This window comes from Micromonospora sp. WMMA1923, assembly GCF_049179195.1.
Classification (GTDB): Bacteria; Actinomycetota; Actinomycetes; order Mycobacteriales; family Micromonosporaceae; genus Micromonospora; species Micromonospora yangpuensis.
In genome coordinates this window covers 972119-985825 of sequence record NZ_JBMHLZ010000001.1, presented here as the reverse complement: position 1 = coordinate 985825, position 13707 = coordinate 972119, and the positions used below count along the sequence as shown (strand labels likewise).

The 13707-nt window shown below is 73.9% G+C and carries 13 protein-coding genes; 6 read left to right on the top strand and 7 right to left on the bottom strand.

Annotated elements, in window-relative coordinates; all coding sequences use genetic code 11:
• Window positions 1-22: 22 nt before the first annotated feature.
• The 7 genes from ACN28G_RS04520 to rimP form a co-directional block, all read right to left on the bottom strand.
• Window positions 23-1093 carry a DHH family phosphoesterase gene (locus ACN28G_RS04520; protein WP_091446141.1) on the bottom strand — a complete coding sequence of 357 codons (1071 nt, stop codon included), beginning with the start codon at window positions 1091-1093 and terminating at the stop codon, window positions 23-25.
• 20 nt (window positions 1094-1113) lie between these two features.
• The gene (gene rbfA, locus ACN28G_RS04515) at window positions 1114-1668 is read right to left on the bottom strand and encodes a 30S ribosome-binding factor RbfA (RefSeq protein WP_421478486.1); all 555 of its coding nucleotides are present in this window, start codon (window positions 1666-1668) and stop codon (window positions 1114-1116) included.
• Window positions 1669-1868: 200 nt separating this feature from the next.
• Window positions 1869-2162, bottom strand: coding sequence for a DUF503 domain-containing protein (locus ACN28G_RS04510; protein ID WP_091446139.1), 294 nt, complete (start codon window positions 2160-2162; stop codon window positions 1869-1871).
• Between the two features lie 90 nt (window positions 2163-2252).
• Window positions 2253-5243 carry a translation initiation factor IF-2 gene (infB, locus tag ACN28G_RS04505; protein ID WP_091435560.1) on the bottom strand — a complete coding sequence of 997 codons (2991 nt, stop codon included), beginning with the start codon at window positions 5241-5243 and terminating at the stop codon, window positions 2253-2255.
• 93 nt (window positions 5244-5336) lie between these two features.
• Entirely contained in the window at window positions 5337-5669 is a 333-nt protein-coding gene (locus ACN28G_RS04500) for a YlxR family protein (protein ID WP_091435559.1), read from the bottom strand.
• 16 nt (window positions 5670-5685) lie between these two features.
• Entirely contained in the window at window positions 5686-6729 is a 1044-nt protein-coding gene (nusA, locus tag ACN28G_RS04495) for a transcription termination factor NusA (RefSeq protein ID WP_091435558.1), read from the bottom strand.
• Window positions 6726-7427, bottom strand: coding sequence for a ribosome maturation factor RimP (rimP, locus tag ACN28G_RS04490; RefSeq protein WP_091435557.1), 702 nt, complete (start codon window positions 7425-7427; stop codon window positions 6726-6728). The genes nusA and rimP overlap by 4 nt, the downstream gene beginning before the upstream one ends.
• A 246-nt stretch (window positions 7428-7673) precedes the next feature.
• On the opposite strand from rimP, the gene ACN28G_RS04485 reads away from it, so the two are divergent.
• From ACN28G_RS04485 to ACN28G_RS04460, 6 genes are all read left to right on the top strand, one after another.
• The gene (locus tag ACN28G_RS04485) at window positions 7674-8141 is read left to right on the top strand and encodes a hypothetical protein (protein WP_091435556.1); all 468 of its coding nucleotides are present in this window, start codon (window positions 7674-7676) and stop codon (window positions 8139-8141) included.
• Complete coding sequence (locus ACN28G_RS04480; protein ID WP_421480857.1) at window positions 8141-8587, top strand: ferritin-like domain-containing protein; 447 nt, start codon at window positions 8141-8143, stop codon at window positions 8585-8587. Before ACN28G_RS04485 ends, ACN28G_RS04480 begins: the two co-directional genes overlap by 1 nt.
• Before the next feature lie 54 nt (window positions 8588-8641).
• Window positions 8642-9328 (top strand): PadR family transcriptional regulator, encoded by a 687-nt coding sequence (locus tag ACN28G_RS04475; protein ID WP_421478484.1) that lies wholly within the window; start codon window positions 8642-8644, stop codon window positions 9326-9328.
• A gap of 34 nt (window positions 9329-9362) precedes the next feature.
• Window positions 9363-10097, top strand: coding sequence for an ABC transporter ATP-binding protein (locus ACN28G_RS04470; protein WP_091435553.1), 735 nt, complete (start codon window positions 9363-9365; stop codon window positions 10095-10097).
• Window positions 10094-13000 (top strand): FtsX-like permease family protein, encoded by a 2907-nt coding sequence (locus ACN28G_RS04465; RefSeq protein WP_421478482.1) that lies wholly within the window; start codon window positions 10094-10096, stop codon window positions 12998-13000. Before ACN28G_RS04470 ends, ACN28G_RS04465 begins: the two co-directional genes overlap by 4 nt.
• 186 nt (window positions 13001-13186) lie before the next feature.
• Window positions 13187-13660, top strand: a complete 474-nt coding sequence (locus ACN28G_RS04460) for a nitroreductase/quinone reductase family protein (protein WP_421480856.1) — start codon at window positions 13187-13189, stop codon at window positions 13658-13660.
• Window positions 13661-13707 lie beyond the last annotated feature (47 nt).

Genomic DNA, 13707 nt, shown 5'->3' with positions numbered 1-13707 from the left:
TTCTCCCCGCCGCCACCCAGCGTCAAAAGCCCGACACCCCTCGGGGTCGCTCCTGGCCCGCCTCGACGATCAGGGCGTCGTCGAGCAGCTCCCGGATCCGCCCGACCACCTCCTCGGCGCTGCCCAGGCCGGTGAAACCGGCGGCGAACCGGTGCCCACCGCCACCGAGGGCCACCGCCACCCGGCTGACGTCCACCGCACCCTTGCTCCGCATCGACACCGCCCACTGCCCGGCGGTGACCTGCTTGACCACGCAGGCCACGTCCGCCTCCGCGGTGCACCGGACGGAGTCGATCAGGGCCTCCAGGACGTACGGCCGCTGCTCGTGCCGGTCCAGGTCGTCCAGGGTGGCGTAGGTCCAGACCAGGCCCAGCCCGGCCGCGGCGGCGGGCTCCAGCCGGGCCCGGCCGAGCACCTCGCCGAAGAGCCGGACCGCGCCGAACGGTCGGTGGTCGAAGATCCGGCGGGAGATCTCCCCCGGTCGCAGGCCGGTGGCCAGCAGGCGGGCGGCCATCTGGTGCACCGCCGGCGTGGTCGCCTCGAACCGGAACGAACCGGTGTCGGTGCTCAACGCGACGTACAGGCACTCGGCGATCCCCGCGTCCAACGGGACACCCAACCGGTCGAGCAGTTCCTCGGCGACCACCGAGGTCGCCGCCGCCGTCGGCTCGACCAGGTGGATGCCGCCGAACCGGGTGTTCGAGGCGTGGTGGTCCAGCACCAGGGCGGTCCCGGCGGTGGCCAACCGGTCGGCCAACGCACCGAGCCGCGACGCGCTCGCCGCGTCGAAGCAGATCACCAGATCAGGATCGGGGTACGCCTGGGCCTCGGGTACCAGCAGGTCGAGGCCGGGCAGCCCGTGGAAGGGCTCGGGCAGCTCCGGCGGGCCGGGGAAGGTCGCCTGGAGCCGGCGCACGCCGAGCCGACGCAGGCCCAACCCGAAACCGAGCATGCTGCCCAGCGCGTCGCCGTCGGGGTTGACGTGACAGATCAGCAGCACCCGGCCGTCGGCGGGCAGCTGACGCACCGCGGCCACCGCCGCGGCCCAGTCGGCTTCGGTGGGGCCGGAGCCGACCGACGACGGACCGGTCAGGACCGCGCCGGCCGGATCGGTCACCGCCGTTCCCCGTCCGGCGCCCCGGCGGTGCCCTCGTCGGGGGTGACACGGCCGGCCCCGGGCGCGTCGGATCCGGTCACGTCGGGCTCGGACTCGCCGGACTCGGACTCGTCGGTCTCGGTCTCGGTCTCGTCGGACTCCACGCGGTACGGCTGGGCGTCACCGGCGTACTTCGCCTGGGCCGCCAGCCGCTGCACCTCCGCGTCGGCGTTGCGGGCCGCCGCGAGCAGGTCGTCGATGTGCTTGACCTGATCCTGCACGTCGTCCAGGACGAAGGTCAGGGTCGGCGAGTGGCGCAGACCCAGCGCCTTGCCGACGGTGCTGCGCAGCATCCCGTTGGCGCTGTCCAGGGCCGCGGCGGTGCCGGCCTGGGCGGCCGCGTCACCGAGCACCGTGTAGAAGACCGTCGCGTCCCGCAGGTCGGCCGTGATCCGGGCGTCGGTGATGGTGATCATGCCGAGCCGGGGATCCTTGATCTGGCTACGCACCACCGACGCGACGAGTTCGCGTACCCGCTCCGCGTGCCGCCGTACCTTGGCCGGATCCGTCATCTCCGCCACCTCCACGCTGTCCCGTTCCGGTCCGGCCGGCGACGCGAGGCGTCGTCCGCGCCGGAGCGCCCACCACTCGAACAGTACCGTTGTCGCCCGGGCCATCGCCCACCGCCGACAGTGGCACCCACCACCCCGCGCCGCACCGAACGGCCGCGCCACCGGGGCCTCGGTGCGTTGGTGGTCGGAGCCTCGGTGCGTCAGTCGTCGGGGCCGTGCAGCCGTCGGTGGACCGACAGCAGCTCGGCCTCGGGACGGCCGGCGACCAGGCGTTCGCAGGAGTCGAGCACGTCGCGCACGTGACCCGCCTCCGCGGCCACCACGGCCACCCCGATCTCGGCCCGGCCGTGCAGGTCGAGCGAGCCGACCTCGGCGGCCGACACCTCGAACCGGCGCAGCGCCGCGACGATCGGGCGGACATATGATCTCTTGGCCTTGAGCGACCGGGAGTCGCTCGGCAGCAGCAGGTCGAAGACCGCGGTTCCGGTGAACATCGCGTCCGACGATACCGCCGCACCGGCCCACATGATCAAGGGGTTTACGCCGATCGGCGTAAACCCCTTGATCACTGTGTCACCGCCGGATCAGGCGCGAACCTTCTCCCGCATCTCGAAGGTCTCGATGATGTCGCCGACCTGGACGTTGTTGTAACCGCCCAGGGTCAGACCACACTCGAAGCCCTCGCGCACCTCGGTGGCGTCGTCCTTGAACCGCTTCAGGGAGCTGATCGTGAGGTTGTCCGCCACGACCGCCCCGTCCCGCAGCAGCCGCGCCTTGGCGTTGCGGCGGATGATGCCGGACCGGACGATGCAACCGGAGATGTTGCCGACCTTGGACGAGCGGAAGACGTCGCGGATCTCCGCGCTGCCCAGCTCGGCCTCCTCGTACTCCGGCTTGAGCAGCCCCTTGAGCGCCGCCTCGATCTCCTCGATGGCCTGGTAGATAACCGTGTAGTACCGGATCTCCACGCCTTCGCGGTCGGCGATCTCCCGGACCTTGTTCGCGGCCCGGACGTTGAAGCCGATGATCGTGACCGCCTCGGACGAGGCGCTCGCGAGCATGACGTCGCTCTCGGTGATCGCACCGACGCCCCGGTGGATGATCCGGAGCTGGACCTCCTCGGGGATGTCCAGGTTGAACAGCGCGTCCTCGAGGGCCTCCACCGAACCGGAGACGTCGCCCTTGAGCACCAGGTTGAGCGAGGTCTTCTCGCCCTCCTTGAGCTGCTCCATGAGCGTCTCGAGAGTGGCCCGACCGCGGGAGTTGGCGAAGGACGCCGCCCGCCTCCGTGCCTGCCGCTGCTCGGCGATCTGGCGCACCGTACGGTCGTCCGCCGCGGCGAGGAACGTGTCACCCGCGCCGGGCGGCGCGGTCAGACCGAGCACCAGGACCGGACGGGCCGGACCCGCCTCGGCGACCTGGTTGCCGTTCTCGTCGAGCATCGCCCGGACCCGGCCGTGCGCCCCACCGGCGACGATCGAGTCGCCCGCCCGCAGGGTGCCCTTCTGCACCAGCACCGTGGCCACCGCGCCGCGCCCCTTGTCGAGGTGCGCCTCGATCGCCACACCCTGCGCCGGGCCGTCGATCGGAGCGGTCAGCTCCAGCGACGCGTCCGCGGTCAGCAGGACCGCCTCGAGCAGCTCCTCGATGCCGATACCCGGCTTGGCCGCCACGTTGACGAACATGGTGTCGCCGCCGTACTCCTCGGCGACCAGCCCGTACTCGGTCAGCTGCTGGCGGACCTTGTCCGGGTTGGCGTCCGGCTTGTCGACCTTGTTGACCGCGACCACGATCGGCACGTCGGCCGCCTTGGCGTGGTTCAACGCCTCGATGGTCTGCGGCATGACGCCGTCGTCGGCCGCCACCACCAGCACCACGATGTCGGTGACCTGCGCACCACGGGCACGCATGGCGGTGAACGCCTCGTGACCCGGGGTGTCGATGAAGGTCACCGCCCGGTCCTCGCCCTCGTGCGGGACGTGGACCTGGTACGCACCGATGTGCTGGGTGATGCCGCCGGCCTCGCCGGCCACCACGTTCGCCTTACGGATCGCGTCGAGCAGCTTGGTCTTACCGTGGTCGACGTGACCCATGACGGTCACCACCGGCGCCCGGCTGACCAGCCGCTCGCTGTCCACCTCGGCGTCGAGGTCGATGTTGAACTGCGCGAGCAGCTCGCGGTCCTCGTCCTCCGGGCTGACGATCTGCACGTCGAAGCCGAGGTGCTCACCCAGCAACAGCAGGGTCTCGTCAGAGCAGGACTGGGTCGCGGTGACCATCTCGCCCAGGTTGAACATCTCCTGGACCAGCGAACCCGGGTTGGCGTTGATCTTGTCGGCGAAGTCCGACAGCGAGGCGCCACGGGAGAGCCGGACGACCTGACCCTGACCCCGGGGAGCACCCGAGCTCATGGTCGGGGCCGAAAGGTTGTCGAACTCCTGTCTGCGCTGCTTCTTGGACTTGCGGCCACGGGTCGGCCGGCCACCCGGACGCCCGAAGGCACCCGCGGCACCGCCGCCACGGCCACGACCGCCGCCACCGGGACGACCACCGCCGCCGGCCGGACCACCCGGACGGAAACCGCCGCCCGGAGCACCGCCGCCGCCACCGGGACCGCCACGGTAGCCACCGCCACCGCCGCCACCGGGACCACCGCGGTAGCCACCGCCACCGCCGGCGCCCCCACCGGGACCGCCGCGGTAACCGCCGCCACCGCCACCGCCGCCGGGACGACCCGCGCCGCCACCGCCGCCGGGACGACCGGCACCGGGACCGCCGGGACGACCCGGACGCTGGCTCGGCATGGACGCCGGGCTCGGCCGCGGCGGCATGGACGCCGGGCTGGGCCGCGGCGGCATACCGGCCGGACTGGGCCGGGGACCACCGGCAGCCGGCGGCCGCTGCTGCTGGCCGCCCTGGATGCCGAAGGGGTTGTTACCGGCGCCACGCGCCGGCGGCCGACCACCCGGCCGACCACCGGGAGCCTGGGGCGGGCCACCGGGACGACCGGCCGCCGGGGAACCCGGACGGGGCGGCATGTTGCCCGGACCGGGGCGCGGACCGGGGCGCGGACCACCCTCGGCCGGAGGCTCCCGGCGGACGTTCTCCCGCTGCTGCTGACGGGCGGCCTGCGCGGCCTTGACCGCGGCCTCCTGCTCAGCCTTCAGCGCGGCGGCGCGGGCCTCCGCGGCCGCCACCTCGATGTCGTGGGCACTCGCCGGCTTGGCGACCGGAGTCGCCGGCTGCGGCGGGCCGGGAACCGGCCCCTTCGGCTTGGGACCAGGGGTCGGCGCGGCCGGCCGCCGGGGCGGCATCGGCTTGGCCGAGACCCGGGGCAGACCGGGGGTCGGGGTGGGCGTCGGGGTCGGGGCCTGGCTGGCCGCCGGTGAAGCCGCCGGAGCCGGCGAACCGGACGAGGCGACGAACGCGTTGCGCAGCCGACGGGCGACGGGCGCCTCGACGGTGCTGGACGCGGACTTCACGAACTCGCCCATTTCCTTCAGCTTGGCGAGAACGGTCTTACTTTCGACCCCGAGCTCTTTTGCCAGCTCGTGTACGCGGGCCTTGCCTGCCACTGCACTCCTCACTCCGAGGTCGTGCGGGCAGCACCCGCAGCAACCTCACTCGTGCACTTGAAGCCTGGTCATTTCTGCGACTTCATCGTGTGCTCATGTCGGTCGTCCTACCTTGCTTGCGACCCTCACCCGGTCGGGTTGACCGGGTGTAGTGGCTGACGCGTCGACGTGCTCGGCCAACGCACCGTGGTCGATGACCCCGGTGATGCGCAGCGCACGCCCGAAGACGCGACGCCGCAACGCCAGCGCGAAACAGGCCGGATCCGGGTGCATGTTCGCTCCCCGACCCGGCAACCTGCGGAGCCGGTCGGGCCGGAGGCTGTGACCAGCCTCGTCGGCAACCGCGACGATCCGCAGCAGTTCGCTGGTCGGCGCACGAGACCGGCAGCCCACACAGGTGCGCTCCGGCAGCGCGCGTCCCACCACTGGCAGAAGTCTACCCCTAGGCGCCCGAGATCGCTCCGCCCGGTTCCCGGACGTGATCAGCCGCGCTGCGGGCAGGGCCGCCGGACTGTTCGGCATCCGACTTGATGTCGATCCGCCAACCGGTCAACCGGGCAGCAAGTCGGGCATTCTGCCCCTCCCGCCCGATCGCCAGCGAGAGCTGGAAGTCCGGCACGGTGACCCGGGCGGCCCGGGTGGCCAGGTCGACCACCTCGACCCGCAACGCCTTGGCCGGCGACAACGCGTTGCCGACGAAGGTGGCCGGATCGTCCGACCAATCGATGATGTCGATCTTCTCGCCGTGCAGCTCACTCATCACCGCCCGGACCCGCTGCCCCATCGGGCCGATGCAGGCGCCCTTCGGGTTGACCCCCGGCACCGTGGAGCGCACCGCGATCTTCGTACGGTGACCTGCCTCACGTGCGATCGCGCCGATCTCCACCGTGCCGTCGGCGATCTCCGGCACCTCCAGCGCGAAGAGCTTCTTGACCAGCGCCGGATGGGACCGGGAGAGGGTGATCTGGGGTCCGCGCATGCCCTTGGCCACGTGGACGACCACGCACCGGATCCGCTCACCGTGCACGTACCGCTCGCCGGGCACCTGCTCGGACTGCGGCAGCACGCCCTCCAACTTGCCCAGGTCGACGCTGACGATGCCCTTCTCGGTACGCGCCTCGTGCGCCTGCACCACCCCGGTGACCAGGTCACCGTCGCGGCCCACGTACTCACCGAAGTGCACCTCGTCGGTGGCCTCCCGCAACCGCTGGAGGATCACCTGCTTGGCGGTCATCGCGGCGATCCGCCCGAAGTCGTGCGGGGTGTCGTCCCACTCCCGGGTGACCGTGCCGTCGGCGTCCAACTCCTGGGCGTAGACCAGGGCCGCGCCGTTCTTACGGTCGATCTCCACCCGGGCGTGCGCCTCGGCGCCTTCGGTGTGCCGGTAGGCGGTCAGCAACGCGGTCTCGATCGCCGCCAGGATGGTGTCGAACGGGATCTCCCGCTCGCGCTCGAGTGCGCGCAGCGCCGCGAGGTCGATGTTCACCTCTCCTCGTCCTCCACATCGTCTTCGTCGTCGATATCGTCATCGTCTGGTTCGTCGATCTCGTCTGGCTCGTCGATCTCGTCGAGGCGGCTGAACTCGACCTGTACCCGGCCCGGCCCCAGCTCGGGGTAGCCCAGCTCGACCCGGCCGGCGTCGGTCTCCAGCACCACCCGCTCGTCGTCGGCCTCGATCACCCGACCGGTGACCTGCCGGTCGCCGGCGGGCTGGCCGGCAGCCGTCGCCCCGGCCCGGGCGCTCACCTTGACCAGCCGGCCGGCGTTGCGCCGCCAGTGCCTCGGCAGGGTGAGCGGCCGGTCGACACCCGGGGAGGAGACCTCCAGCTGGTACTCGCCGGCGACGATGTCGCCACCGGCGTTCTCGGCGTCGTCCAGCGCGGCGGAGACCGCCCGGGAGACCTCCGCCACGGCGTCCAGGTTGACCCCGCCGTCGCCGTCCACGATCACCCGGACCACGTGCCGGCGGCCGGCCCGGGAGACGGAGAGGTCCTCCAGGTCGTATCCGGCCGCGCTGACCACCGGCTCGATCACGGTCCGCAGGCGGTCCCGACGGGCACCCACGTCGCCACCGCGGGCACTTCCCGCCCGGACGGCACCTTCACCCCGGGCACCGCCGCCCCGGGCGGCCTCGCCGCCTCTGGGCCTGCCCGAGGCTCTGGTGGCCCGGCCACGCTGCGTCATCTGGCCTACCCCTTCAAGGTCGACGGCCCCGGTCGGCCGCCATGCCGGCACGCCACCGGGCGATCCGCGCCGGTGGCTGCGCAGAGCGTAACGCGCTCGCGGTGCGACGGACCGAGCGGCGCACCGACGCCGGTCACCCACCCGTCGACGCCGATGGTGTTGACTTGTCCGGTGGCGACGGGCGAAACGACACGGCGGGGCGAAACGACACGGCGGGGCGCGCCGACCGGGCGTTCCCGGCGGCAGATGTTGCAGGCCGGAGGGCTGCTGATCCTCGGCGCGGCGGTCGTACCGACAGCGGGTTGCGGGTTGTTCGGGCGCGGCGACGACGCGGATCCGACGCCCGACCCGCTGGAGCCGCTGGTCGCCACGGCGCTCGACCTGGCCGCCCGGCACCGGGCCGCCGCCACCGCCGATCCGGAGCTGGCGGCCCGGCTCACCCCGATCGCCGAGGCCCACCAGGCACACGCGGCCGAGCTGACCCGGCTGACCGGCCGGAGTGCGCCGGCCACACCGGTCACGCCGCCGGCCACCGCCTCCCCGGACCCCGGGCGCGACGGTGACCGCAGCGCGGTGCTCGCCGCGCTGCGCGACGCCGAGCAGCAGGGCCGGGAGGCCGCGCGGCAGGCCTGCGTCGACGCCCCGGCCGAACGGGCGGCGTTGCTCGGGTCGATCGCCGCCGCCCGCGCGACCCACGTGGAGGCGCTCAAGTGATCCGGCAGCCGACTCCCGCCGCTTCCGGCGACGCGCTGGTCGCGGCGCTCACCGCCGAGTACGCGGCCGTCTACGCCTACGGCCCGATCGGGGTACGCCTACCCGAGGCCGCCCGTCGCGCGGCCCGTAACGCCGAGGCGGCCCACCGCGCCCGGCGCGACGCCCTGGTCATGCGGCTCAGTTCCGCCGGTGGTCCGATCCCCGCCGACCAGGCCGGGTACGCCCTGCCGTTCCCGGTGACCGACGCGGGCAGCGCGCTCCGCCTGGCGATCGAGGTCGAGGAACGGACCGGCGCCTTCTGGCGGGCCGCCCTGCCGGTGACCACCGGCGACGACCGGGCCACGGCGTTGACGGCGCTCACCGACTGCGCGTTGCGGGCCACCCGGTGGCGGCGCACCGCCGGGGTCACCCCGCTCACCGTGCCGTTTCCCGGGCGACCGACCTGAGCAGGCCGGCGCCACTGTTGCGGACGGCATACCAGGTATGCATACTCCGTTGCCATGTCCATCCGTCACGGGCTGCTCGCCCTGCTCGAACGCGGCCAGATGTACGGCTACCAGCTGCGTGCCGCGTTCGAGGAGTCGACCGGCTCGACCTGGCCGCTCAACATCGGGCAGGTCTACACCACGCTGGCCCGGCTGGAACGGGACGGGTTGGTCCGACCGCTGCCGGAGAGCGACGCCGGCCAGCGGCCGTACGAGATCACCGACGCCGGACGGGCGGACCTGGCGCTGTGGTTCGCCACCCCGATCAGCCGTACCGACCGGCCCCGTGACGAGTTGGCGATCAAGCTGGCCCTGGCGCTGACCACCCCGGGGGTGGACGTCCGCTCGGTGGTGCAGAACCAGCGCGGCGCGACCATGCGCACCCTGCAGGAGCTGACCCGGTTGAAGTACGCCAGCGACCGACCGGAGGACCTGCCGTGGCGGCTGGTGCTGGACTCGATGGTGTTCCAGGCCGAGGCGGAGATCCGCTGGCTGGACCACTGCGAGACCAGCCTGCTGCGGTACCGGCCGGTCGACCGGGGCCCGACGGTGGACCGGCCACCGTCAGCGGCCGAACACGACCAGATCAGCCGCCCGACGGGCCAGGATTGGACCGGCCGCCCGACGGCGGAACAGGACCGGACCGGCCGGGACGCCGACGGCGAGGTGCCGCACCGGATCGGACAGGAGGCGCGGCCGTGAGGCGGGCGTGGCGGCGAGCGGGGAGCCGGCTCCGGTGAGTGGACCGGCCGACCCGGTACTCGACCTGCGGGACGTCCACCGGACCCACGGTGCCGGCGCGGCGGCCGTCCGGGCGCTACGCGGGGTCAGCCTGGCTGTGCGTCCGGGTGAGCTGGTCGCCGTGATGGGCCCCTCCGGCTCCGGCAAGTCCAGCCTGTTGGCGCTGGCCGGCGGCCTGGACAGCCCCACCGCCGGCGAGGTACGCGTCGAGGGACACCAACTGCACCTGCTGGACCGCCGGCGGTTGGCCCAGGTACGCCGTCGCCGGATCGGCTACATCTTCCAGCACCTGAACCTGCTCGGCAGCCTGACCGCGGTGGAGAACGTGGCGCTGCCGCTGGAGCTGGACGGCAGCCGGGTCCGGCAGGCCCGCCGACTGGCCGCCGAGGCGTTGACCGAGGTGGGCCTGGCGGAGCTGGGTGACCGGTTCCCGGACCAGCTCTCCGGCGGTCAGCAGCAGCGGGTGGCGATCGCCCGGGCGCTGGTCGGCGAACGCCGGCTGGTGCTGGCCGACGAGCCGACCGGGGCGCTGGACTCGCAGACCGGGGAGGCGGTGCTGCGACTGCTGCGTCGTCGGGTGGACGCCGGTGCCGCCGGCGTGCTGGTCACCCACGAGGCCCGGCACGCCGGCTGGGCCGACCGGGTGGTCTTCCTCCGCGACGGGGTCATGGTGGACTCGACGGCTCCGCTGCCCGGCGTCGAGCAGTTGCTGACCGGCAGCGGTAGGTGATCCCGGCGGGCGACCGGCAGCCGGGTGGGTCCGCGGCCGAGGACCGGCAGCCGGGTGGGAGTCCCGTCGGTGGACGGCGGTGGTCCGGGACGGTCGGTTCCTGGCGGGCGGCGCTGCGGATCGCCCGCCGGGAGGCGGTGCGCGCGCGGGGCCGTACCGCGCTGGTGTTCGCGATGATCACACTGCCGGTCCTGGTGCTGAGCTTCGTCGCGGCCAGCGTGGACATGGCGGAGCTGACCCCGGCCGAGGCCAACGGTCGCCGCCTGGGCAGCGCGGACCTGGAACTGCGCTGGTACACCGGCGGCCCGCTGGAGCAGGACGAGTGGGGGTACGACTGGCAGCAAACCCACGAGGTCGACGACCCGCACCGGCCACCGTCCACGGCGCAGGTTACCGACCTGCTTCCGGCGGGCAGCCGGGCCAGCCAGGTGGGTCGGTGGCTGAACCTCACCGTCGAGTTCGACGGGCGGATCGACGAGTTCCAGGCCCGCGCGGTCGACCTCGCCGATCCGCTCGCCCGGGGACCGGCCCGGCTGCTCGCCGGGCGGGCCCCGACCGGAGCCGCCGAGATCGGGGCCAGTGCGGCCGCCCGACGTGCCCTGGGCGTGGACCTCGGCGACCGGATCACCGGCAACGGTCAGACGTTCACCGTGGTCGCGACGGTCGAGTTCGCCGACGACCTGGGTCCGCTGTTCGCCCTGCACCCCGGCGCGGCACCGGGGGAGCTGGTCGAGCAGGAGCGGCTCTGGCTGGTGGACCTGCCCGTACCACCCGACGCCGACCTGGTGGCCCGGCTCAACCAGCACGGTTTCCTGGTCTCCGCCCGGCAGCCGTTGCCCGGTACCCGCTGGCCCCACCAGGAACCGCCGACGGCGGTCAGCCCCACCGACGTCGGTGACGCCGTACTCGTCGGTGGGTTGGGTCTGCTGGAGGTGGTGCTGCTCGTCGGGCCGGCGTTCGCGGTCGGGGTACGCCGCCGACGGCGCGACCTCGCGCTGGTCGCGGTCGCCGGTGGTGACCCCCGGCACCTGCGTCGGATCGTGCTTGCCGACGGGGTGGTGCTGGGCTGCGCCGGCGCGCTGGCCGGGGTCGTCCTGGGCGTCGCCGTCGCGTTCGCCGCCCGACCCCTGACCGAGCAGTACCTCTTCCAGTCCCGGTTCGGCGGGTACCGCTGCTGGCCCGCGGCGCTGGCGCTGACCGCCGCCGTGGCGGTGCTGGCCGGGGTGCTGGCGGCGCTGACCCCGGCCTGGACCGCCGCCCGCCAGGACGTGGTCGCCGGCCTGGCGGGACGGCGCACCGCACCGCCGCACCGCCGACGGTGGCTGCTGATCGGCGTGGTACTCACCGTGGGTGGGGCCGGTACGGCCGCCGCCGGGGCCGTGACGACCCGGACCACCCTGATCCTCACCGGCCTGGTTCTCGGCGAGCTGGGCCTGGTCTGTTGTACCCCGACCCTGCTGGGTGTCCTGGCCCGCGCCGGCCGGGTGCTGCCGCTGGCCCCCCGGATCGCGCTGCGCGACGCCAGCCGGAACCGCTCCTCCGCCGCCCCGGCCATCTCCGCGGTGATGGCGGCGGTGGCCGGCAGTGTCACCCTCGGCAGCTACCTGGCCAGCAGCAACGCCCGCGACCTGGCCCTGTTGCAACCGACCGGCCCGCCGGGCCAGGTCCTCGTCCACCGGCCCGACCCGGCCACCGGCGCCCGCCCCGACGGCTGGTTGACCCGCGATCAGGTCCTCGGTCCGGCCCGCACCCACCTGCACACCGACACGGTGGCCCCGCTCGACCAGCCGGACTGCGGCCCGGCCGGCGGGCCGGTGCGGTTCTGCTCGGTCGAGGTGGTGCTGCCGGCCGGACGGGCCTGCCCCTACCAGGCCGGGGACAACCTCGGCGCGGCCGACCAGCGCCGGGCCCGCGCCGACCCGCGTTGCCTCGGGCCGTCCTGGCTGCACTACGGCTCCCCACCGGCGACGCTGCTCGACGACGGTACGTCGGTGCCGGTGCTCACCGGCGGTGACCCGGCCGAGGTGGCGGCCGCCCGGGCGGTGCTGCGGGCCGGCGGTGCGGTGGTCACCGACCCCCGGTACCTGCACGACGGCCACCTGACCATCCGGGCCTACCCCCCCGAGCAGACCGGACCCACCGCCGGTCGGCCCACCGGACCCACCGGCACGGAGCCGACCGGCGCCGGCCCCACCGGCACGGAGCAGACCGGCGCCGGCCCCACCGGCGCGCAGCCGACCGGCGCCGGCCCCACCGGCGCGCAGCCGACCAGGACCGTGACCGTTGCCGGGTACGCGGTGGTGGGTGGTGACACCGCGAGCCGGCTGCTGCTCTCCCCGGCGGCGGCCCGGAAGCTGGGTGTGGTCGCCGTCCGCGTCGGCTGGGTCGTCGTGCCGGAGAACCCGCCGAGCGCGACGCAGCAGCAGCGGTTCAGGGCCGACCTGACCCGGGCCGGCCAGACCCGGGTCGTACTGGAACGGCCCCCGCCCGTCGACGCCGGCGAGCCGATCCTGCTGCTGCTCGCGGCGGCCGCCGCGGTGGTCACCGTGGGGGCCGCCGGCGTCGCCACCGGGCTGGCCGCCGCAGAGGGTCGCGCGGACCTCTCCACCCTCGCGGCGGTCGGGGCCAGTCCGGGGGTACGCCGGCTGCTCGCCCTCTGCCAGGCCGGGGTGATCTCCGGAATCGGCACCGCCCTCGGCATTCTCGCCGGCCTCGTCGCAGCCGTGATCATTCTCGTCTCGACCAACCGGCGGTACGCCACCACCTGGCCGATCGAACCCGACTATCCGCTGGTCGTACCCGGCAAGGCCCTCGGTGTCCTGCTCGTGGTGCCGCTGGTGGCGATGCTCGGCGCGGCCCTGTTCACCCGTTCCCGGCTGCCCGTGGAACGGCGGCTGGACTGATCACCCGCCCCCCGCAGGGTAAGGAAGGGCCCCCTGTTAACGCTTACGGTAGAGAGGGGACCCCCTCTCACCAACCGCCTGTGATCGTTACACCGCGGTGCCGGCCCGGCGGTCGCGGAGCGCGGGCGAACCCGAACCGCCGCGTTGTCCCGACCGGCGGCGAGCCGGCAGACTGGGCGGGTGTCCATGATGGCAACGCTCACCCGCCGGTTGGGGCACCACCGTTGGTTCGGTGCCGCCGTCCGCCTGCTCGTCCCGGCCGACCGCCTGATGGGTCGACTCACCAGTGGTCGGGTGGTGGCGCTCGGTCTGCTGCCGTCCCTGATCATCACCACCACCGGCCGCCGCTCCGGGCAGCCCCGCAGCAACCCCCTGCTGTACGTGTCCGACGGCGACGCGTACGTGGTGATCGGGTCGAACTGGGGGCAGCCGCACCAGCCCGCCTGGTCGTTGAACCTGCTCGCCCAGCCGGCCGCCGAGGTGGCCGTCGGGGGCCGTCGGTTCCCGGTGCACGCGACCCTGGCCACCGGCGCCGAACGTGACCGGCTGTGGCGGCTGCTGATCGCCGAGTGGCCGGCGTACCAGACGTACGTGCGGCGGGCCGGCGGCCGGGAGATCCGCATCTTCCGCCTGACCCCGATTCCACCCGGGTCCGCCTGACCGCCTCGCCCCGCCACTCCGGTCGTTTAGCGTGTGGCGGAGCGACG

Bases quoted from the DNA above. Each gene is read 5' to 3' on its own strand.
- rbfA (WP_421478486.1), bottom strand. From the start codon at position 1,668: ATGACGGATCCGGCCAAGGTACGGCGGCACGCGGAGCGGGTACGCGAA.
- ACN28G_RS04510 (WP_091446139.1), bottom strand. From the start codon at position 2,162: ATGTTCACCGGAACCGCGGTCTTCGACCTGCTGCTGCCGAGCGACTCC.
- rimP (WP_091435557.1), bottom strand. From the start codon at position 7,427: ATGACGCAGCGTGGCCGGGCCACCAGAGCCTCGGGCAGGCCCAGAGGC.
- ACN28G_RS04485 (WP_091435556.1), top strand. From the start codon at position 7,674: ATGTTGCAGGCCGGAGGGCTGCTGATCCTCGGCGCGGCGGTCGTACCG.
- ACN28G_RS04475 (WP_421478484.1), top strand. From the start codon at position 8,642: ATGTCCATCCGTCACGGGCTGCTCGCCCTGCTCGAACGCGGCCAGATG.
- ACN28G_RS04460 (WP_421480856.1), top strand. From the start codon at position 13,187: ATGATGGCAACGCTCACCCGCCGGTTGGGGCACCACCGTTGGTTCGGT.